The following is an 18,788-nucleotide window of genomic DNA, read 5'->3' on the forward strand; positions in this document are numbered from 1 at the left end:
AGGGGGTCCTCGCGTTCATCCCTTGGTGGCTCCGCTCTCCAGGCCCGCGATCATCGCTTTGTTGAGCACGAGGAACACCAGCAGCAGTGGCGTCACCGTGACGCACACCGCGGCGAACGTCGCCGTCCAATCGGTGTTGCCCATCGCTCCGATGTAGTTTTGCAGGCCCAGCGGGATCGTCTTCAGTCCGTCGGACAGCACGAACGTGTTCGCGAAGATGAAGTCGTTCCAGATGAAGATGCTGTTGACGAGGACGACGGTGATGATCGTGTTGACCGACAGGGGCGCCGTGATCTGCAGGAAGATGCGGTACGGGCCCGCCCCGTCCAGCGATGCGGCCTCGTAGAGCTCGCGCGGGATGTACTCGTAGAACGACGAGAACAGGTACACGCCCATCGGCAGCGAGAACGCCGCCAGGGGCAGGATCATCGACAGGTGGGTGTCGAGAAGTCCCACCTGCGAGTAGTCGATGAACAGCGGCACGAGCGCGATCTGCACCGGCACGATGATGCCCAGCAGGAACAACGCCCGCACGAACCCGCTCAGGCGGAACCCCAGCACCTGCAGCGCGTACGCCGCCATCATGCCGGCGACGACGATCAGCAGGCTCGCGCCCAGCGTGACGATGAGGGAGTTGCCGATGTTCAGCAGCAGGTTGCCGGTGCCGAAGGCGCGGGCGTAATTGTCGAGCGTCCACTCCCGCGGCAGGGCGAACGGGTCGCCGCCGGCGAAGTCCGCGGCGGTGCGGAAGCTCGTGAGGAACAGCCACAGCAGGGGGTAGACCTGCACGATCACGATCAGCACGACGGTGACCGTCAGCAGGGTGCGCTGCACCCGCAGGCGCGGCGAGCGGTGGACCCGGCGGTTCTCGGGTGCGGGGGCCCGGGGGGTGGATGCCACCGGGGTGGGGGTGAGGGTGAGGCTCATCACGCGTCCTTCCGACGCAGCAGCAGGAAGATCAGGCCGACGGCGACCAGGCACTCCACGACGATGAAGACCGAGATCGCGCTGGCGTAGCCGTAGTCGGTGTGGACGAAGGCCGTCTTGTACATGTAGGTGGTCAGCAACTCGGACGCCTGTCCGGGGCCGCCGTTGGTGAGCAGGTAGGGGATGTCGAAGCCGCGCAGGGCGAAGGTCGTCGCCATCACGGTCGTGGTGATCCAGACCGGGCGGATGTAAGGGAAGCGGATGCGCCAGAACGTCTGCCACCACGAGGCGCCGTCGAGGCGCGCGGCCTCTTCGAGCTCCTTGGGGACGGCGATCAGGGCCGCGTAGATGATGAGCATGTACAAGCCCGTGAAGCGCCAGCCCTCGGGGATCGACACCGCCGCCAGCACGGTCTGCACGTTCGACAGCCACGCCGTCTGCAGGCCTTCGAGACCCACCCACGCCAGCAGTTGGTTGACCAGGCCGACCGGCTCCAGCGAGTACACGCGGAGGAAGAGGAAGGCGATCGCGACGGTGGAGATCACCGCGGGCAGCAGGTAGAGCGTCTTCACCAGCTCGCGGGCCCGGGGGAGGGCCGTCAACAGACCCGCCACCGCGAGCGCGCCGCCGAGCTGGAGCACCAGGCAGATGGCGAGGTACCCGAGCGCGTTGCCGAACGCCGTCCAGAAGACGTCGTCGCGGGTGAACATCTTGACGTAGTTGTCGAGGCCCACGAACTGCAGGTCGGTGATGCCGTCCCACTCGAACAGGCTCAGCACGAGCGACTGGCCGATGGGCAGCAGCACGGCGGCGCTGTACAGCACGAGGGGCGGGACGAGGAAGACGGCGACCGCCCACCCCGAGCGCCGCGGCAGCATCGAGGTGCGCATCGCCGCGCGGCGCGGCGCGGGCCGGCCGGCCCCGGTCACCCGGGGCCGGCTGGGGGTCAGCGTGTCAGCCACCGACGTTCTCCGTCAGGGCGGCATCCATCGTGCTGACGAACTCGTCGGGCGTGATGTCGCCCTGCACGAGAAGGGTCAATTCCTGCTGCAGGCGGGTGTTCGTGGCGGGGTCGAGCTGCGTGTCCCACGGCATCGCGAGCTTCTCACCCACCTCGCCCGCCTGCGTGATCGCCCGGTCGTAGAGCGGCGTGGCGTTCGCGGGGATCTCGGTCTCGACGCCGGTGGTCGGGGACAGGGCGCCGGAGGCGGCGACCTCGGCCGGGTAGCGCTCGAGAGCGAAGGCGAGGAAGTCGCGCACCAGCGGGTCGTAGGTGGCGGCGTTGACGGCCATGCCGATGCCCGACGGGGCGACGTACTCGTCGTCGGCGGTCACGGCCCCCGGGAGCGTGGGGAGGGTGAAGTAATCGACGCTGTCGCGCACGCCCGCGTCGAGCTCGTCGGTGGCGAGGTTGCCGAGCTCCCAGGTGCCGATGTTGTAGACGGCGGCCTTGCCCGAGGTGAACTGCGCCTGCGCATCGGCGTACCCGGTGGAGGAGAACCCTTCCTGGAAGCAGCCGGCCCGGCCCAGGCCCGCGAGCCACTCGGCGGCGGCGCGACCGGGAGCGTCGGAGAACTTCGCCTCACCCGTCTTGAGCTTCTGCACGTATTCAGGACCGGCCTGACGGAACGGGTAGTAGGCCATGTAACGCTCGAGGGGCCACCCGTCGGCGCCGTCGAGCGCGATCGGGGTGATGCCCTTCGCGCGTAGCGCCTCGCACATCGGCGCGAAGTCGTCGAGCGTCGCGGGCACCGAGACCCCGGCCTGCGTCAGGAGGTCGCGGTTGTACCAGAAGAACTCCAGCTGGAACTCGAACGGCACCATGTAGAGGGAGCCGTCGTCGAAGCGCTGGTAGTTCAGCGCCGCCTCGCGATACTCGTCGGCCAACCCCAGATCCTCGAGCAGCAGGTCGACGTCGACCATGCGCCCCTGTCCAGCGAGCTTCTGCGCGAAGGGGGTGGCATCCGTGTCGAAGAGCTCGGGCAGCTTGTTCGCCGCGGCGAGCGTCTCGTACTTCTGGATGTAGCTCGGCCTATCGGGCGTGGTGATGAGGTTGAGCGCGAAGCCGGGGTGGTCGGCTGCGTACTCGTCGGCGATCTTCTGCATCGCGGTGATGACGCCGCCGTCGGCGGGGCGCGAGAGCAGCCACGAGATCTCGCGGGGCTTCACCTCGCCCTCGGGGTCGACGTTCGTGGGGTCGCCGCCGCCGCCGGTGCCGGCGCAGCCGGTGAGGACGAGGGCGGTCGCGGCGGCCAGGGCGATCCAGGATGCCGTGCGTGCGTGGTGGACCATGTGAATCTCCGTTGATGTGTGTGGTTCGGGTGCGGGTGGAGTCAGGAAGAGGTGACGAGGAGGTCGTCGCGGCGGGCCGTGACGACTCCGCCGTCGGTGTCGCGGGTGGAGACCTCGAGGGTGACGACGTTCATCGCGCCCTCGCCGACGAAGGCGCGGATACCGCCGGTCGTGCGGTCGTAGAGGCGGGTGCTGAGGGTGACGGCTCCGTCGACGGTGGCGACGCACAGGTCGCCGTCGACGATCACCTCGAGTCGGTGCGGGCCGGCGTCGAGCGTGACGGCACGCTCGAGCTCGACCGCGAAGGGCACGTCGCCCGAGATCTGCCACTGCTCGCCGCCGGTGCGAAGACGCGGCCAGCGGTCGAAGACCAACCGATTACGGCGCGGCTCCAGGCGCAGCACGTAACCCTCGTCGCCGTCGTCGCTCGCGCGCAGGATCAGGCCGCACTCGGTCGTCTCGGCGGCGATGTCGAACACCGCGTCGACGCGGAAGGCCGCGGGGGCGGTCTCGGAGACGACGAGGTCGGCGTAGCCGTCGGGGGCGGAGAGGGCCGCTCCGGATGCCATGGCCGCGAAGCCCCGATCGAAGCTGTCGACCAGTTCGACCGGGGGGTGGAACCGCAGCGTACCGTCGGGGTTCTGCTCGGCTTCCAGCACCGAGAGGGTGCCGGCCCACTGCCAGGCGCCGTCGTCGACGCCGCCCTCGCGCGAGGCGATCCAGCCGAAGAAGAAGCGCCGGTCGCCGCGGGCGGCGGATTTCGCCGCGTAGTACGCGCGGCCGTCGAGGCTGTCGTCCGCGGGGACCATCCACGGGCCGTGGAGGCTGCGCGAGACGCGGTAGCGGGTGGTGAAGGTCTCGCTGAACTCGGAGGAGACCAGGTACCACCAGCCGTTCCACTCGAACACCTCGGGGCATTCGTGCGCGATGTAACGCCGCGGATCCCAGAACGCCTCGGCGGGTTCCCATGTGCGGAGGTCGCGCGAGATGCACTGCGCGATGACCCCGCGGCGGCGTGCGGGTCCGTCGGCGTGGCGGGCGGTGACGAGCATGCGCCAGAGACCGGCGTCCTCGTCGCGGAAGACGAACGGATCGCGCCAGTCGGCCGTCTCGTAGCCCGCGGTCGCACCGAACGTGTGCGCGGGGTGACGCTGCCAGGTGCGCATGCCGTCGGTGCTGGTCGCGTGCATCACCAGCTGCAACGGCAGTCCGTCGGTGCCGCGGTGGTCGGGGTTCTGCCCGGTGTAGAAGAGGTGATGGATGCCGTCGGCGACGACGACGCTGCCGGTGTAGACGTTGAAGTCATCGGCATCCGGGCCGCCCGAGGCCAGCGCGGGCCCCGTCTCGGTGAAGGTGACGAGGTCGTCGGTGACGACGCGGTGCCACGGCATGCCGACCTTCGGCGTCCGCCGCGACTCGTGCAGGTAGAACAGGTGGAACCGGCCGTCCTCCTGCCACGGGATGACGTCGCCGACCCAGGCGTGGGGCGGGCGGAAGAACCCTCGTTCGTGCATCGGATGACTCCTCGTCGAGACTCACTGCGCCGATCGAACCCGTGTGGTTAATCGGTTACGCAGAAGCTAGCAAGCTCTCCGAGAGATGGTCAAGCGGTTAATCAAATTTCGTCGTGGGAAGTCGTCCGGCGCAGCACGGGTGTCCCCGCGGTGACGTCCTGCGACCCCTCGACGGAGCTGAACGCCCGTTCGTCGGCATTCGTGACGATCGTGAGCACCACCGGATCCAACCCCGCCGCCATGACGGCCGCGAGGTCGACGTGCACGAGCGCGTCGCCCGGTGACACCCGGTCGCCGACGCGCACGAGCGGTCGGAACCCGCGCCCTCCCAGCCGCACCGTGTCGATGCCGACGTGCACGAGGAGTTCCGTGCCGTCGTCGGTGGTGACGCCGTAAGCGTGGGAGGCGGCGGCGATCGCGCTGACCGTCCCCTCCGCGGGCGACGACACGAGCCCGGAGGCGGGGGTGACCGCCGAGGTCGGGCCCAGCGCGCTCGCGGCGAACGCCGGATCGGCCAGGGTCGACACCTCGACGCGGGTGCCCGAGACGGGGGAGCGCACGACCGAGTCGTCGCGCGGCTCGGTGGCCCCGTCCCCCTCGAGGGGGCGTCCACGTCGCCGTCGCCACCGCGCCCACACCAGCGTCCCGGTGAACGACAGCACGATCGAGACGCCGAGGCACAGCAGGAACGGTCCCACCCGACCGGGAGCGATCGACAGGAAGCCGAAGACGCCCGCGGCCCCCAGGGTCACGGCCTCCACGCGGAAGGCGGCGAGCAGGGTCGCGGAGATCGCCGTCGCCCCCACCGCGATGGCGAACGGCACCCGCAGTCGCAGGGTCACGCCGAACATCGCGGGCTCGGCGATGCCGAGCGCGGCCGGGGCGGTCGCCGTCGCCGCCAGCGCCCGCAACCGCGAACCCCGACGCGCCGACACCCACACGGCCAGTGTCGCCGCGGCCTGGGCGACGTTGGCGGCGGCGGCGACGGGGAAGATGAACGAGCCGCCGGTCGAGAGCAGCCCGAGCTCGATGGCGATGAGGCCCTGGTGCAGCCCGGTCACGACGAGCGGGGAGTACACGGCGCCCACGACGGTGCCGCCGAGGAGCCCGGCGCTGCTGTACAGCCACTCCATGCCCACCGCGGCGGCGTCCGCGGTGAAGCGCAACGCCGGTCCGAGGACGAGGAAGGCGAGCAGGCCGGTCGTCAGCAGGGTCAGCAGGGGGACGAGCAGCAGACGCGCGGATCCCCGCATCCGACGGCCGAAGAACCGCTCGAGCCGGGCGAGCACGAAGCAGATCGCGATGATCGGCAGAACCGTGCCCTGGTAGTCGATGGCGAGCACGTCGACCCCCGCGATCACCCACCCCGTGTCGGGGGCGAGATGGATGGCGGGAAGGGCGGAGTCGGCCGCGAGACCGGGAGCGGCCACGAGCGCCGCCCCCATCGCCGCCCCCAGATACGGGCTGCCGCCGAAGCGCCCCGCGGCCGAGAAGCCCAGGAGAACGGGCAGCAGCGCGAAGACGGCCGCTCCCAGCAGGCCCAAGAGGGCCACCGGTCCGCGCAGCCACGGCACGGCATCCACCACCGCGAGGTCGCCGAAGGCCCCGGGCCCGGCGAGGACGTTGTGGAGCGCCGTGAGCAGTCCGCCGGCGACGAAGGCGGGCAGCAGGGGAGTGAAGACGTCGACCAGCACGCTGATCGCCCGCGTCGGAAGCGGGCGGACGGATGCCGCGGCGGGCGGCGCGAGCCGACGATCCAGAGCGTCCGCGACGTCGTCGACGCGCCCCGGTCCCACCACGATCTGCACCTGCTCGCCGACCACCTGCGCGGCCAGCACGCCGGGGACGGCGTCGAGGGCTGCGGTGTCCACCCGCGAGAGCTCGCGGGGGGTGACCCGCAGGCGCGTGGCGCAGTGCGTCGCCGTCCCGACGTTCTCCGTGCCGCCGAGGGCGCGGAGGATCGCGTCCGCCATCGACATGGCATCCATCGGCACCCGGACCCCTCACCACTCCTCCCCAGGGGTGGTGAAAGCCAGCGTACGCGTCCGGACTCCTCGCGCCGTCGACGTAGGCATCCCCCTGTCCCTGGAAAGGCGGAACGGGGCCCCGCCGTAGCGGAGCCCCGTTCCCGGGGTGCGGTGCCCCGTCGACCGAGGTGGGGTGTCTCATCTCGCGGGGTGGGGTGCCCGTTCGGGGGTGCAGGACCCCCGAACGGGCGGTGGATCAGCCGATCGGGCGCGGGTCGGACGTGCCGGCGATCTCGTGCGCGTAGCCCGAGGGGATGTCGGCCCATTCGCCGAGCCCGTTCGTGCCGTACGAGCGATCGACCGTCACGTCCTCGCCCTCGATGTCGAGGCGCACCGTCGGGGCGAGGGTGCCGCCGCGCACGAAGTCGTCGCTCGTGCCGATCGTGTCGATGAACGACTGCACGAGGCCGTCGGGCATGACGTAGTGCGAGTAGGCCTGGAACTGTCCCGGGTGCTGATCGGGGTTCGGGGCGAAGGGGGTGCCCGCGGGGAAGTTCAGGTTCGAGGGGCTTCCGAGGGCGAGTCCCGAGCCGCGGTTCACGGGCTCGAAGTCGCTGCGGATGCCGTCTCCGACGAAGCCGTAGACGCCCTCGGGGCCGTCGATGCCGGCGGCGTACGTCCCGCGGTGCGTGATTGTGAACAGGTAGTACTTGCCGTCCTTGATGTAGATCTGGGGGCGCTCGGTCTGGTCGTTCACGCAGTTGGCCGACAGGATCGGCGGCAGGAAGCGCCACTCGGTGAGGGCGGCGTTCTCGGCGACCGCGAGGCCGACGTTCGCCATCTGGAAGTGCGCGCCCTTGTCCATCGCCTCGTCGGCGGTCTCCGCGTGCGGGTCGCCGGGGGCGTAGCCCATGTCTTCCTCGGTGCACGCGCGCTCGCCGCGGGCGACCGCGGAGTTGCCCTCGAACACCATGTAGGTCTTGCCCGGGTGGGCCGGGTCCTCGAAGGTGAACGGGTCGCGGAAGTTGAAGAACTCGTTCTGCGCACCGGTCTGGTAGTACTCGCCGTCGGCCTGCAGCATGTCGTGCTGGTCGCGGAAGCCCGTCATCCAGACGCCGTTCTCATCGGCGAACAGGCGCCCCTCGCTCTGGACGAGGCGCGGGTCGTACGGCTTGCGGTTGGAGCCGTCCTCGTTGCGGTAGAACGCCACCGCGGTGTAGAAGATGCGCAGCTTGTTGCCGTCGAAGATGCGCGTCGAGCCCGACCACTCGGTCTGGTGGCTGAAGGACTGGTCCTCGAAGATCGCGCCGGACGCGCCGTCGGGGAACACCAGTCCGCCGTACGTCCAGCCGCCGTCCTCGGGCCGCTCGGCGACGTCGGCCTTACGGAAGAAGTAGCCGAGCTTGGCGTAGGTGTGGCGGTCGTCGAAGCCGAGCTTGCGGTCGGCGACGAGCGAGAAGACGACCTCCCATCCCTTGAAGCTGGGCTGGGCGGAGGTGCCGTCGGTGAGGGTCCAGCTGTCCCAGACCCACACCTCCTCGTTGCTCATGTCGGGGAAGTCCTGGGGCACCGTCGGCATCGTGTACTCCTCGGGCAGGGAGTTCTCGCGCGACGCGGCCGTGGGATCGCTCATCGCCTGGATCTGCCGCGCATCGGCGCGGGTCCACTTGGCGGTGAAGTCGTCTTCGGGGTCGTAGGCCTTCTGGGTGTGCTCCGTCGGTGCGGGGTAGCCCGCGACGGCCTCGGGCGCGGGTTCGGCTTGGGCGGGTGCGCCCGCCGCGAGAGCGGCGGTGGTGGCGATCACAGCGGCGATCGCCGCGAGCCGGAAGCGCGTGCGCCCCGCTCGGTTGTGCGTGGTGGTCACGTCGTTCTGCTTTCTCGTTCGCAAGACGTGGATCCTTCTCCTCGTCGATCAGCGTAGGAGCCCCTGCGGTTTCTGTCAAACGATTGACATAATTTGTGTTCGCCCAGGATCTCTGGCACTCTCGACCTCGAGCCGCCGCGTGGCGTGCTCCGTGGCATCCCTCCTCTCGCGGTCGTCTGAGTCCGCACCAGCCACCTCTTCGCGACGACGTGAACCCGGTCGAAAAGACCCGCATTCGTCGCGCCCATCGCAATCACAGGAGTGTCATGACCCAGCTCGTCCCCTCCGCCCGCAGGACTCCTGCGCGGCGCGTCCCCTTCGCGGTGGCGGCCGCGGCCGCTTCGTCGGCCGCGATCGTCCTCCTGGCCGCGGCTCCCGCGCACGCCGCCGCCACAGTCGCCACCCTCGAGGGCCAGGATGCCGCAACCGCCGCGAATTCCCTGGTCGGCGAGCACGTCTCGCTGTCGTCCGCCACGCTCTCGCTCGGGCGGACCGTGCAGGCCGCAACCGTCGACGGTCTCGACCTCGGGCTCCCCGCCGGACCGTTCGCGGGTGTCGCGCTGAGTACCGGCTCGCTGCGCGCCGCCGACCCGACGGCCGCGGCCGACGTGGACTTCACGTCGTCCTCGCTGGTCGGCCCCAACGCCAAGCTCACGACCACGGGCGACCTGGGCGGGCCGGGCTCGGCCCTGCTCGAGTCGTCGTTCGCGACCACCACGTACGACGCGGCGGAACTCCGTCTCACCGTCGTACCCGAAGGCGAAAAGCTGACAATCGTTTACCACATCGGTAGCGAGGAGTACGCGGGCTGGGCCGAGCGCGACTACACCGACGCGTTCGGCGTGTACGTCGACGGACGCCTGTGCTCGACGGTCGGCGACGTGCCGGTGGGCGTCACCAGCATCAACGCCGACACGCGCTCTCAGCTCTACGTGTCGAACCTGACCGCCGATGGTGCGCCGGGTGGGGCCGACACGGAGATGAACGGTTACTCCGTCGCGCTGACCTGCACCACCGCCGTCACCCCCGGGCAGCCGGTCGAGGTGGTCGCCGCGGTCGCCGACACGGTCGACGGTCAGCTCGACTCGACGCTGCTGCTCGCCGCGAACGGCATCACCTCGGTTCCCGGGCCCGCGCAGCCCTCTCCCTCGCCGTCGCCCACCGAGGCTCAGCCCACCGCCGGCCCCGCCGCGACGTCCGTCCCCGTCCCCGCGTCGGTGAACGGACCCGCCGCCGGCTCCACGCGACCCGGTTCGCCGTTGGCCGTGACCGGTGTGGATTCGGCGTCGTTGGTCACCGGTGCGGGCCTGGCGGTCGCCGCCGTAGGCGCGGGGGCCGCTGCCCTGGTCATCTCGCGTCGCCGTCGGACCGCCCGTGAGGTGAGCGAGCAGTGATCCGCGTCGGCTCCCGTCTCCTCGCCCGCTCGCTCGTCGTCACCGGCGGCGTCGTCCTCGGCTCGACTCTCCTCGCCGTCCCCGCGAACGCTCTGACGGTGGTGCCGCTTCCGGCCGACGTCACGGTGACGCGCGACGGCGCCGAGACGGTCTCGGACGTGCGGTGGGAACTGCCCGCCGACGCGGCGCCCGGTGACGTGGTGACGTTGTCGCTGCCCGAGCACGCGGGGGCTGTGGCGGGAGCCGACTGGATCGCCTCGACCGGGGTGTCGATCGGCGTCGTGCGCATCGACGCCGCCGGGTCCGCCGCGATCGAGCTGACCGCCGCCGCCGCCGACCCCGCCCACCGGCGCGGCGAGGTGGTCGTGCGCTCAGTGCTCGACCAGGCACCCCCGACGGTGGAGACCGTCGCATCCGGCGCGGATGCGACCCTCCGCCCGGGCGAAGAGCCCGGGCCGTTCTACGGCGCCCCCGACCGTTCGCGCGGCAACAAGTACGGCGCGTGGACGGATGAGACCGAGACACGCGCCCGCTGGGTGCTCGAATCGCCGCGAGGGCCCTGGGACTCGCTCGACGTCGTCGACCGCCCCGGCCCCGGCCAGCGGGTCGACTGTGCTGCGGGCGTCGGTGTCCGCGCGGCGGGCGAGACCGACCCCGCGACGGGCTACCTCGTGGGAGCGACCGATGTGCCCGCTGAGCGTGTGACCGTCTCCTGCGGCGACGCCGAGGTGAGCGTTCACGTCGAAGACATCGGTGATGAGATCGTCCAGATCACCCTCGAGACGATCCTCGACGAGGCCGCGACCGAGGTGTCGAACACGGGGGACTTCACCGCGAAGCGCTCCGTCGCCGGAGAGTCGACCCGCACGCTCTCCCTGGAACCCCGTCTGACGGTCGTGCCCCCTCCCTCGCCGACCCCCGCCGTGCCCCCGGTCATCGACACCCCGACGCCCGGTCCGAATCTCCCCGACCGCCTCGCGGAGACCGGAACGGATGCCGCGCTGCCCCTCGGCCTCGGTGCCGCTCTGCTGGTGGCCGGTGCCGCGACGGCTGCCCACCGACGAGGGAACAGGAGACGCGCATGATGGGAATCGACCCTCGCCCCGTCCGCCGCACGCGCGGTCGACGCATCGGCATCCTGGTCGCCTCGATCGTCGCGGCCGTCGTCGTGGTCGCGCTCGTGATCGTGCTGCTGCCGCGCGCCGACGAGCCGACGCCGCAGCCCTCCCCGACCCCGACGGCGGACGCGTTCGCCACGCCCGAGGGGTGGGAGCGGTTCCGCCCGACGTTCCACCTGACCCCGGAGCAGCACTGGATCAACGATCCCCAGCGCCCCGTCTTCGTCGACGGCGAGTGGCGCCTCTACTACCTCTACAACGCCGATTACCCGGAGGGGAACGGCACCGAGTGGCACCTGGCCACCTCCACCGACATGGTCACGTGGAAGAACCGCGGCGTCGCGATCGAGAAGTACCGCAACGGTCTGGGCGACATCCTCACCGGCAGCGCCGTCGTCGACGAACGCAACACGGCCGGATTCGGTGCGGGCGCGATCGTCGCGCTCACCACCCAGCAGGACGACGGCGTGCAGCGCCAGTCGTTGTTCTCCTCCACCGACGGCGGTCTCACGTTCCAGAACTACGAGGGGAACCCGGTCATGGACAATCCCGGCACCACCGACTGGCGCGATCCGAAGATCGTGTGGGACGACGCCCGTGAGAAGTGGGTGATGGTGCTCGCCGAGGGGGAGCGCCTCGGGTTCTACACCTCGCCCGACCTCCGCGAGTGGACCTACGTCTCCGACTTCGTACGCACCGACTACGGCCTGCTCGAGTGCCCCGACCTCTTCGAGATGGTCGATCCCGACTCGGGCCGGCGCACATGGGTGCTGGGCGCGAGCGCGGATGCCTCCCGAGAGGGCGGGACGACCGGCTTCGCGTATTGGACGGGCGCGTGGGACGGGGAGCGCTTCGTCGCCGACACCGACGAGCCGCAGTGGCTCGACGGGGGCGCCGACTTCTACGCCGCCGTGACCTGGGACGACCCGCGCGACGGCGACGAGGGCCGGCTGGAGCGCCGGTTCGCCCTCGGCTGGATCAACAACTGGGCCTATGCCCGTGACCTGCCCGGTGGGAGCTGGCAGGGCGGATCGCTCTCGACCACCCGTGAGATCGTCCTGCGCGAGGTCGACGGACGCCTCAGCCTGCTGTCGCAGCCCGTCGCCGCCCTGGACGCGCGGCAGGGCGAGCCCGCGACGGCGCCCGACCTCGCTGTCGCCCCCGGCGGGATCGTCGACCTGCCCGCACAACCGCGCACGGGCGCCTATCGCCTGCGTGCCCGGGTCGACGCGCCGGACGGGGGCGAGCTGCGCCTGCGATTCGGCTCCGCCGACGCGGAGGTGACCGTCGGTTACGACTCCGACGCGGGGGTGATCTTCCTCGATCGACGACAGGACGCGGTGGCGGATGCCATGCCCGAGACGTATCGGGAGATCCGTACCGCCCCGGTGGATGCCGAGGGCTCGATCGTCCTCGACATCCTCGTCGACGCCTCCTCGATCGAGGTGTTCACGGGCGACGGGCGTGCCTCGCTGACCTCGGCGGCATACGCCGACGCCCGCGCCGGCGTCACCGCGGAGGCGACGCGCGGGGCGATCAGCATCCGGGACCTCTCGGTGACGCCGCTCGCCGTCAACGATCCGAGCGCCCCGTAGGCTCGCGGCCGCACCGCAACCCCCACCCGGTGCGGCCGCGACCACCCCTCGGCGGTGGAGGGGTTCAGGACGTCCAGCCATGGCGAAGCGCCACCGGCAGCGGTTGCTCCGCTGCGGCGCCGCCCGTGGCATCCGTCATCCGCTCGAGGAGCAGGTCGACCGCTCGCGTCGCCATCCGCTCGATGGGTTGGCGGACGGTGGTGAGGCCGGGTACGGCCAGCTGCAGCGCCGATGCTCCGTCGTAGCCGACGATCCGCAGGTCGTCGGGGACTCGGCGCCCGGTCTTGCGCGCCCATTCCAGCGCCATCAGGGCGGTGAGGTCGTCGCTGGCGAAGACGCCGTCGCAGGCGTTCACCGTCAGCCAGGTCTCGATCGCGGCTCGACGTTCGTCGAGCGAGGTGTCGTAGCCGTAGGCCATGACACGCGGTTCGAGGCCGTGCGCGCGCATGCGCTCGCGGTAGGCCGCCGCGCGCTGGTTGCCCGAGTGATCGGTGGCCGTGAGGTGCACGGCGGAGCGCGATCCGCGGGCGATGAGGTGCTCGGTGGCGAGCACTCCGCCGGTGCGGTTGTCGCTGTGCACGGTGGGGATGTTCTCGCCCAGGCGGCGGTCGATCGCCACGATGGGCAGGTCCGCACGCCCGTAGCCGGCGATATCGCGGTTGTGCGTGGAGGTGATGATCCCGTCGACCCGGTTGCCCTGCAACAGCTCGAGGTATCTCTCCTCGCGCTCGGGCGTATCGTGGCAGTCGCACAGCAGCATCTTGTAGCCGCGCGTCGCGAGGGCCCCCTCGACGTGCGACGCCAGCTCGCCGAAGAACGGATCGGCGACCGTGGGGACGATCAGGCCCACGAGGGTCGAACGCTGACCGATGAGCGAGCGGGCGATCTCGTTCGGGCGGTAGCCGAGCTCCGACACCGCATCGTCGACGCGACGTTTGATGTCGTCGCTGAGGTAGCCCCGGTTGTTGAGCACGCGCGAGACGGTGGTCACCGAGACGCCGGCGCGCGCGGCGACGTCCTGCAGCTTGGGTCGGCTCATCGGATGCTCATCGGGTCGAGGGAGGGATGACGCTTCGACGCTATCCCACTGCGCGGGGCCGACCGTCAGCGCGGGGGAGTGCGCTCTCCCACGATCGCGTCGACGAGCACGAGCATGTCGTCGTGGTCGAAGTCCTCGCGGCTGAGCGCGCGGAGGATCACGGCTCCCACCAGAGCGTCGGCCGCGGCGTCGAGTCGCGCGCCGCCGACGCCGCCCATGGCCTGCGAGAGTCGGTCGATGAGGGGTGCCGCGAGGATCTCGGCGCGGAGGCGTCGCCCGGTCTCGGCGCTCCCTGCCGCGGCGGCGACCAGCGAGCGCAGCAGACCCTCGCCGTCGGGACTCGCGCGCAGGGTGAACAGATCGGTGAGCCACGCGGCGAGATCGGTGCGGGCGTCGCCGGTGTCGGGGAGGTCGCGGCGCCCGCCGAGCAGACGACCCTCGAGGATCGCCTCGGCGATCACGTCGCCCTTGGTCGGCCACCACCGGTAGATCGTCTGCTTGCCCACGCCCGCGCGGCGCGCGATGCCCTCCATCGTCAAGTGCTCGTACCCGCTCTCGGCGAACAGGGAGGCGGCAGCCTCCAGGATCGCCAGGCGCGCAGCTTCGCTGCGGACGGGACCACTGCGCGGAAGAGCCATGTCACACATTGTGCGCGATGTCGACCGCGATCAAGACGAGACGGTGCGTGTTATCTTTGCCGGGACTGGTCGGAGCCGACGGTGCTCCCTCGCGCGCACCGCACGAGAGGAACCCCGCATGGCCGAACTGCTGCACCGTCTCGGAACCTTCGCCGCTCGCCGCGCATGGACCGTGATCGTCGCGTGGGTGGTGATCCTCGGGGTCGTCGTGGGGGGCTTCGCGCTCGGTTTCAAGGGACTGAGTTCCAGCTTCGACATCCCGGGCACGGCATCCGGAGACGTCATCGCGGAACTGCAGGACGAACTCCCCGACTTCAGCGGTGCGTCCGGCGCGGTCGTCTTCCGCACCGCCGACGGGTCGGCCCTCACCGACGCCCAGAAGAGCGACATCACCGCCCTCGTCGACTCGGCGGGAGACCTCCCCGATGTCGCGCGCGTGACCGACCCGTTCGCCACGCAGGCGCAGCTCGACACGCAGCGCCAGCAGGTCGTCGACGGTCGTCAGCAGCTCGACGACGCCCGTGCCCAGGCCGAGTCGGGCCAGGCGCAGCTCGACGCCGGCTCCGCACAGCTCGACCAGGGGCAGCAGCAGCTCGACGCCGGGCGCGCGCAGCTCGACGCGGCGCCCCTGCCCGACGCCCAGAAGCAGGCGCAGCTCGACGAGCTCGATCAGCAGCAGAGTCAGCTCGATCAGCAACGCGCCGCGCTCGCGCAGCAGCAGACCCAGATCACCGACGGCCTCGCGCAGATCTCCGCGCAGGAGACGCAGCTCGCCGAGGGCGCCGAACTGCTCTCGTTCGCGGATGCCATCCGGCTCGTCTCCGACGACGGGTCGACCGCGATCGTCAACGTCTCGTTCGGGGAGCCGCGGCTGGAGCTCTCGGAATCCTCGAAGGAGGCGGTCGTCGAGCACTTCACCGCCGACCCGGTCGACGGGGTCGACGTCGCGTTCAACACCGAGATCTCGCAGGGCGTGCCCGAGATCCTCGGCGTGGGCGAGGCCATCGGCGTCGCCGTCGCCGCGATCGTCCTGATCGTGGTGCTCGGATCGCTCCTGGCGGCGTCCTTCCCGATCATCACGGCACTCGTCGGCGTCGCCATCGGGGCCATGGCCACGCTGTCGTTCTCGGGGCTCGTGCAGATGGCGTCCGTCACCCCGATCCTCGGCGTGATGCTCGGCCTGGCGGTGGGCATCGACTACGCGCTGTTCATCCTGTACCGCCACCGTCGACAGCTGCTGCAGGGTGCCGACGTGGTCGAGTCGATCGGCCTCGCGAACGGCACGGCGGGCAACGCCGTCGTCTTCGCCGGCATGACGGTCATCGTCGCGCTCCTCGCCCTGAACATCACCGGCATCCCGTTCCTGGGACTGATGGGCACGGCGGGTGCGGTGAGCGTCTTCGTCGCCGTCCTGATCGCGGTGTCGCTGACGCCGGCGCTGCTCGGGCTGGCGGGACTTCGCATCCTCAGCCGCCGTGCCCGGTCGCGCGTCACGGTGGCGGGCGAGGCGACGCACCCTCGCCGCGCCGCCCGCGCGGGCGCCCCCGTCGTGGATGCCGGGGAGCACCCCCGCCGCGCCGCCCGCACGGGTGCCGTGCCCACCGCGACGAAGGCGAAGCCGATGTCGACCCTTCGCGCCATCGTGACCATGGTGGTGGCCGTCGCCGCCTTGCTGGTGGTGGCCATCCCCGCGCTGTCGATGCGGCTGGGGCTCCCCGACGGCGGGTCCGAGGCGGAGGACTCCACCGCTTACCACGCCTTCACCTGGACCGAGGACGCCTTCGGAGCCGGCGCGAACGCCCCGTTGCTCGTCACCGCGGCACTCCCCGCCGGCACCGCCGAGGCCGACGTGCAAGGACTGCAGCTCGAGGTCGCCCGGGAGCTGTTCGCGCAGGACGACGTCGCGGCGGTCGCCCCCGTCGCCGTCTCCGACGACCGCACGCTGGCGGCCTTCCAGGTGATCCCGCAAGAGGGCCCGAACGCGGTGTCGACCGAGCAGCTCGTGCGGGACCTCCGGGCACTGCCTCCCGTGGACGGCGACATCGAACTCGGCGTCGCGGGCGCAGCCGCCATCAACATCGACATCTCCGAGGGACTGGCGGACGTCCTGCCGATCTACCTCGTCGTCGTCGTCGGGCTGTCGTTCCTCATCATGATCATGGTGTTCCGCTCGCTCCTGGTTCCCCTCATCGCCACCGCCGGCTTCGTCCTCTCCCTCTTCGCCACGTACGGCGCGGTGACGGCGGTGTTCCAGTGGGGCTGGCTGGGAGGGCTTCTGGGTGTGCACAACCCCGGCCCCATCCTCAGCTTCCTGCCGGTGATCCTCGTCGGCATCCTGTTCGGCCTCGCGATGGACTATCAGCTCTTCCTCGCCACCGGGATGCGAGAGGCCTGGGCGCACGGGGCGGCACCGCGCCTGGCGGTGGCGCAGGGCTTCCGCGCCGGCCGCACGGTGGTCGCCGCGGCCGCGATCATCATGATCGCGGTGTTCTCGGGCTTCATCGCCTCCGACTCCGTGATCATCAAGTCGATGGGCCTCGGCCTCGCCCTGGGCGTCCTGTTCGATGCCTTCATCGTGCGGATGCTGCTCATGCCGGCCGTCATGCACGTGCTGGGCGGGTCGGCCTGGTGGCTGCCGCGCTGGCTCGACCGCATCATCCCCAACGTCGACGTCGAGGGGTCTGCGCTCGAGCGGCGGCATCCCGCGCACCACTGAGATCCAGCGGTCCGGCCGCTCTCGTGTCTCAAGGGGGCGCCAGGCCGATCGCGCGGGTGCCCCGCGCACCTCCGTCGCACCGGGCCGACCGCGCGCAAGCCCCATCTCGGGGAGGCGGCGGTGCGCGAGGATTCCGATCACACCTGTTCCGAGGAGGACGATGATGACTGATCGCGAAGAGACCCAGGACGCCCCCGTCATGGACGGCGCCACCGACGCCGGCGTGGAGGAGAAGAAGGACGGCGCGCGAGAGCAGCGGGCCGCCGACGCGGCCGTCGCCGACGAGGGACTGCCCACCGAAGACCTGAAGGACGACCTCCGCAGCATCCGCGGCTACGGCGAGGATCGCTGAAGAAGCGCGTACCCACGCAGACGGACGACGACCCTCGTCCGGAGCCACGTGGGGGTAAGGCTCGACGGGCGAGGGTCATCGAGGACGCCAGAGCGGCGTCATCCGCGCCGACGATGGCGGGGCGGGGTATAGGAAGAGTACGCCGCTCCGGCGCCGTACCGGCCTGATCTCAGGCAATCCGAAGGCGGCGCGGACATCGCTCCCGGGCGCCGGCGCGGCGGCACTGGGCGTTGCCCCCGGGCGCACGACGCGGCGCCCGGGAGCGGAGGCTCACCCGGCGTCGGTCGGGATCTCGCCGGCGGCGATGGCATCGGCGTAGGTGCGGATGTCGGGGCCGGGCTCGTAGTCGATGAAGCGGTCCTTGATGCGCGCGTTGATCTGGGCGAAGGCCTCATCCGACGAGATGCCCTCGTTCTCGCGGGCGATCGCGACGACCGCCTCGCGCAGGACGTTGTCGGCGTCGTCGAGGATCTTCTGGCGTGCGGGTTCGTTCCAGCGGATGTCTGAGATGTCCATGGCCGACACGATAGGACGGGCCCGCGGACACATTTCCGGGGTTGCGCCCGAGGCATGCGTGTGCGGCGCCGGTGGCGCAACCCGGCTGTTCCCCCGCAGGGTCGTGGCGAGGATGGTCGTATGTCGAGGGATGCCGGGAGACGCGGGGGAACGAGGCTCGGCGTCGCTGTGCGCGACCTGCGGTGGTGGGTGCAGGACTACGCGTACGCGCTCCGCGGCCAATGGCGCGCTCTCGTGGGTCGGGAGGGACCCGAGGCTCTGTCGGAGGGGGAGGGCACTCCCATCGTGCTGCTCCCGGGCATCTACGAGACCTGGCGCTTCCTCGAGCCCCTCGCCCGCGCCCTGCACGAACGCGGCCACCCGGTGTACGTCGTCGACGAGCTCGGTGACAACCGTCGTCCGATCGCCGAGCAGGCCTCTCGCGTCGCCGTCCTGCTCCTCACGCGCGGCCTGGACGACGTCGTGCTCGTCGCGCACAGCAAGGGCGGACTGATTGGCAAACACGTCATGGCGTTCCACCCGGCCGGTTCGCGGGTGCGGGCGATGGTCGCCGTCGCCACGCCCTTCGGTGGATCGCGCTACAGCCGGCTGATGCCCACTCCCTCGCTGCGGGCCTTCGCGTCGGGCGATGCCACGATGCGCGCGCTCGCCGCGGCGGCCGACGCCAACGCGCGGATCGTGTCGATCTACGGGACCTTCGACCCGCATATCCCGGAGGGCAGCGAACTCGCGGGAGCGCGCAACGTGCGCCTGGCGGACGGCGGACACTTCCGTATCCTCGCCGACCCCCGGGTCATCGCCGAAGTCGTCCGGGTCGCCGAATAGGAGACCGCGGTCGACCGGCCGTCGACGCGGT

At 71.0% G+C, this 18,788-nt stretch carries 15 protein-coding genes; 6 read left to right on the forward strand and 9 right to left on the reverse strand.

Annotated features, from left to right (window positions below):
* Window positions 1-15: 15 nt before the first annotated feature.
* From QRO03_RS13965 to QRO03_RS13990, 6 genes are all read right to left on the reverse strand, one after another.
* Window positions 16-927 (reverse strand): carbohydrate ABC transporter permease, encoded by a 912-nt coding sequence (locus QRO03_RS13965; RefSeq protein WP_502883052.1) that lies wholly within the window; start codon window positions 925-927, stop codon window positions 16-18.
* Complete coding sequence (locus tag QRO03_RS13970) at window positions 927-1,805, reverse strand: carbohydrate ABC transporter permease (protein WP_285138162.1); 879 nt, start codon at window positions 1,803-1,805, stop codon at window positions 927-929. The genes QRO03_RS13965 and QRO03_RS13970 overlap by 1 nt, the downstream gene beginning before the upstream one ends.
* Window positions 1,806-1,881: 76 nt before the next feature.
* Window positions 1,882-3,219, reverse strand: a complete 1,338-nt coding sequence (locus QRO03_RS13975) for an ABC transporter substrate-binding protein (RefSeq protein ID WP_285138083.1) — start codon at window positions 3,217-3,219, stop codon at window positions 1,882-1,884.
* 41 nt (window positions 3,220-3,260) lie between these two features.
* Window positions 3,261-4,733, reverse strand: coding sequence for a glycoside hydrolase family 32 protein (locus QRO03_RS13980; protein ID WP_285138084.1), 1,473 nt, complete (start codon window positions 4,731-4,733; stop codon window positions 3,261-3,263).
* A 101-nt stretch (window positions 4,734-4,834) separates the two neighbouring features.
* Window positions 4,835-6,721 carry a glucose PTS transporter subunit IIA gene (locus tag QRO03_RS13985; protein WP_285138163.1) on the reverse strand — a complete coding sequence of 629 codons (1,887 nt, stop codon included), beginning with the start codon at window positions 6,719-6,721 and terminating at the stop codon, window positions 4,835-4,837.
* A 235-nt stretch (window positions 6,722-6,956) separates the two neighbouring features.
* Window positions 6,957-8,564 (reverse strand): glycoside hydrolase family 68 protein, encoded by a 1,608-nt coding sequence (locus tag QRO03_RS13990; RefSeq protein WP_285138085.1) that lies wholly within the window; start codon window positions 8,562-8,564, stop codon window positions 6,957-6,959.
* Window positions 8,565-8,830: 266 nt separating this feature from the next.
* Here QRO03_RS13990 and QRO03_RS13995 point away from each other — a divergent pair, with 266 nt between their 5' ends.
* The 3 genes from QRO03_RS13995 to QRO03_RS14005 are packed head-to-tail and all read left to right on the forward strand — an operon-like array spanning window position 8,831 to window position 12,671.
* Entirely contained in the window at window positions 8,831-9,958 is a 1,128-nt protein-coding gene (locus QRO03_RS13995) for a choice-of-anchor L domain-containing protein (protein WP_285138086.1), read from the forward strand.
* Window positions 9,955-11,043 (forward strand): hypothetical protein, encoded by a 1,089-nt coding sequence (locus tag QRO03_RS14000; RefSeq protein ID WP_285138087.1) that lies wholly within the window; start codon window positions 9,955-9,957, stop codon window positions 11,041-11,043. The genes QRO03_RS13995 and QRO03_RS14000 overlap by 4 nt, the downstream gene beginning before the upstream one ends.
* Window positions 11,040-12,671, forward strand: coding sequence for a glycoside hydrolase family 32 protein (locus QRO03_RS14005; RefSeq protein WP_285138088.1), 1,632 nt, complete (start codon window positions 11,040-11,042; stop codon window positions 12,669-12,671). Before QRO03_RS14000 ends, QRO03_RS14005 begins: the two co-directional genes overlap by 4 nt.
* Before the next feature lie 64 nt (window positions 12,672-12,735).
* Here QRO03_RS14005 and QRO03_RS14010 read toward each other — a convergent pair whose 3' ends face one another.
* Both QRO03_RS14010 and QRO03_RS14015 read right to left on the reverse strand, forming a co-directional pair.
* Window positions 12,736-13,710, reverse strand: a complete 975-nt coding sequence (locus QRO03_RS14010) for a LacI family DNA-binding transcriptional regulator (RefSeq protein ID WP_285138089.1) — start codon at window positions 13,708-13,710, stop codon at window positions 12,736-12,738.
* 65 nt (window positions 13,711-13,775) lie between these two features.
* Window positions 13,776-14,348, reverse strand: a complete 573-nt coding sequence (locus QRO03_RS14015) for a TetR/AcrR family transcriptional regulator (protein WP_285138090.1) — start codon at window positions 14,346-14,348, stop codon at window positions 13,776-13,778.
* A 118-nt stretch (window positions 14,349-14,466) separates the two neighbouring features.
* Between QRO03_RS14015 and QRO03_RS14020 the strand changes: the two genes are divergently transcribed.
* Both QRO03_RS14020 and QRO03_RS14025 read left to right on the forward strand, forming a co-directional pair.
* On the forward strand, window positions 14,467-17,064 hold the full coding sequence (locus QRO03_RS14020; RefSeq protein WP_285138091.1) for an MMPL family transporter: 2,598 nt from the start codon (window positions 14,467-14,469) through the stop codon (window positions 17,062-17,064).
* Between the two features lie 163 nt (window positions 17,065-17,227).
* Window positions 17,228-17,416, forward strand: coding sequence for a hypothetical protein (locus tag QRO03_RS14025; protein WP_055960171.1), 189 nt, complete (start codon window positions 17,228-17,230; stop codon window positions 17,414-17,416).
* A gap of 270 nt (window positions 17,417-17,686) precedes the next feature.
* Here the strand turns inward: QRO03_RS14025 and QRO03_RS14030 are convergent, their stop codons facing one another.
* Window positions 17,687-17,932, reverse strand: coding sequence for a hypothetical protein (locus QRO03_RS14030; protein ID WP_285138092.1), 246 nt, complete (start codon window positions 17,930-17,932; stop codon window positions 17,687-17,689).
* 120 nt (window positions 17,933-18,052) lie between these two features.
* Here QRO03_RS14030 and QRO03_RS14035 point away from each other — a divergent pair, with 120 nt between their 5' ends.
* Window positions 18,053-18,757 (forward strand): esterase/lipase family protein, encoded by a 705-nt coding sequence (locus QRO03_RS14035; protein ID WP_285138093.1) that lies wholly within the window; start codon window positions 18,053-18,055, stop codon window positions 18,755-18,757.
* Window positions 18,758-18,788: the final 31 nt, after the last annotated feature.

The sequence above is a fragment of the Microbacterium sp. lyk4-40-TSB-66 genome (assembly GCF_030209475.1).
Taxonomy (GTDB): Bacteria; Actinomycetota; Actinomycetes; order Actinomycetales; family Microbacteriaceae; genus Microbacterium.

Coding starts and splice junctions, on each gene's coding strand:
- QRO03_RS13965 (WP_502883052.1), bottom strand. CDS start 927: ATGAGCCTCACCCTCACCCCCACCCCGGTGGCATCCACCCCCCGGGCC.
- QRO03_RS13970 (WP_285138162.1), bottom strand. CDS start 1,805: ATGCTGCCGCGGCGCTCGGGGTGGGCGGTCGCCGTCTTCCTCGTCCCG.
- QRO03_RS13975 (WP_285138083.1), bottom strand. CDS start 3,219: ATGGTCCACCACGCACGCACGGCATCCTGGATCGCCCTGGCCGCCGCG.
- QRO03_RS13980 (WP_285138084.1), bottom strand. CDS start 4,733: ATGCACGAACGAGGGTTCTTCCGCCCGCCCCACGCCTGGGTCGGCGAC.
- QRO03_RS13985 (WP_285138163.1), bottom strand. CDS start 6,721: ATGGATGCCATGTCGATGGCGGACGCGATCCTCCGCGCCCTCGGCGGC.
- QRO03_RS13995 (WP_285138086.1), top strand. CDS start 8,831: ATGACCCAGCTCGTCCCCTCCGCCCGCAGGACTCCTGCGCGGCGCGTC.
- QRO03_RS14005 (WP_285138088.1), top strand. CDS start 11,040: ATGATGGGAATCGACCCTCGCCCCGTCCGCCGCACGCGCGGTCGACGC.
- QRO03_RS14010 (WP_285138089.1), bottom strand. CDS start 13,710: ATGAGCCGACCCAAGCTGCAGGACGTCGCCGCGCGCGCCGGCGTCTCG.
- QRO03_RS14015 (WP_285138090.1), bottom strand. CDS start 14,348: ATGGCTCTTCCGCGCAGTGGTCCCGTCCGCAGCGAAGCTGCGCGCCTG.
- QRO03_RS14020 (WP_285138091.1), top strand. CDS start 14,467: ATGGCCGAACTGCTGCACCGTCTCGGAACCTTCGCCGCTCGCCGCGCA.
- QRO03_RS14025 (WP_055960171.1), top strand. CDS start 17,228: ATGACTGATCGCGAAGAGACCCAGGACGCCCCCGTCATGGACGGCGCC.
- QRO03_RS14030 (WP_285138092.1), bottom strand. CDS start 17,932: ATGGACATCTCAGACATCCGCTGGAACGAACCCGCACGCCAGAAGATC.
- QRO03_RS14035 (WP_285138093.1), top strand. CDS start 18,053: ATGTCGAGGGATGCCGGGAGACGCGGGGGAACGAGGCTCGGCGTCGCT.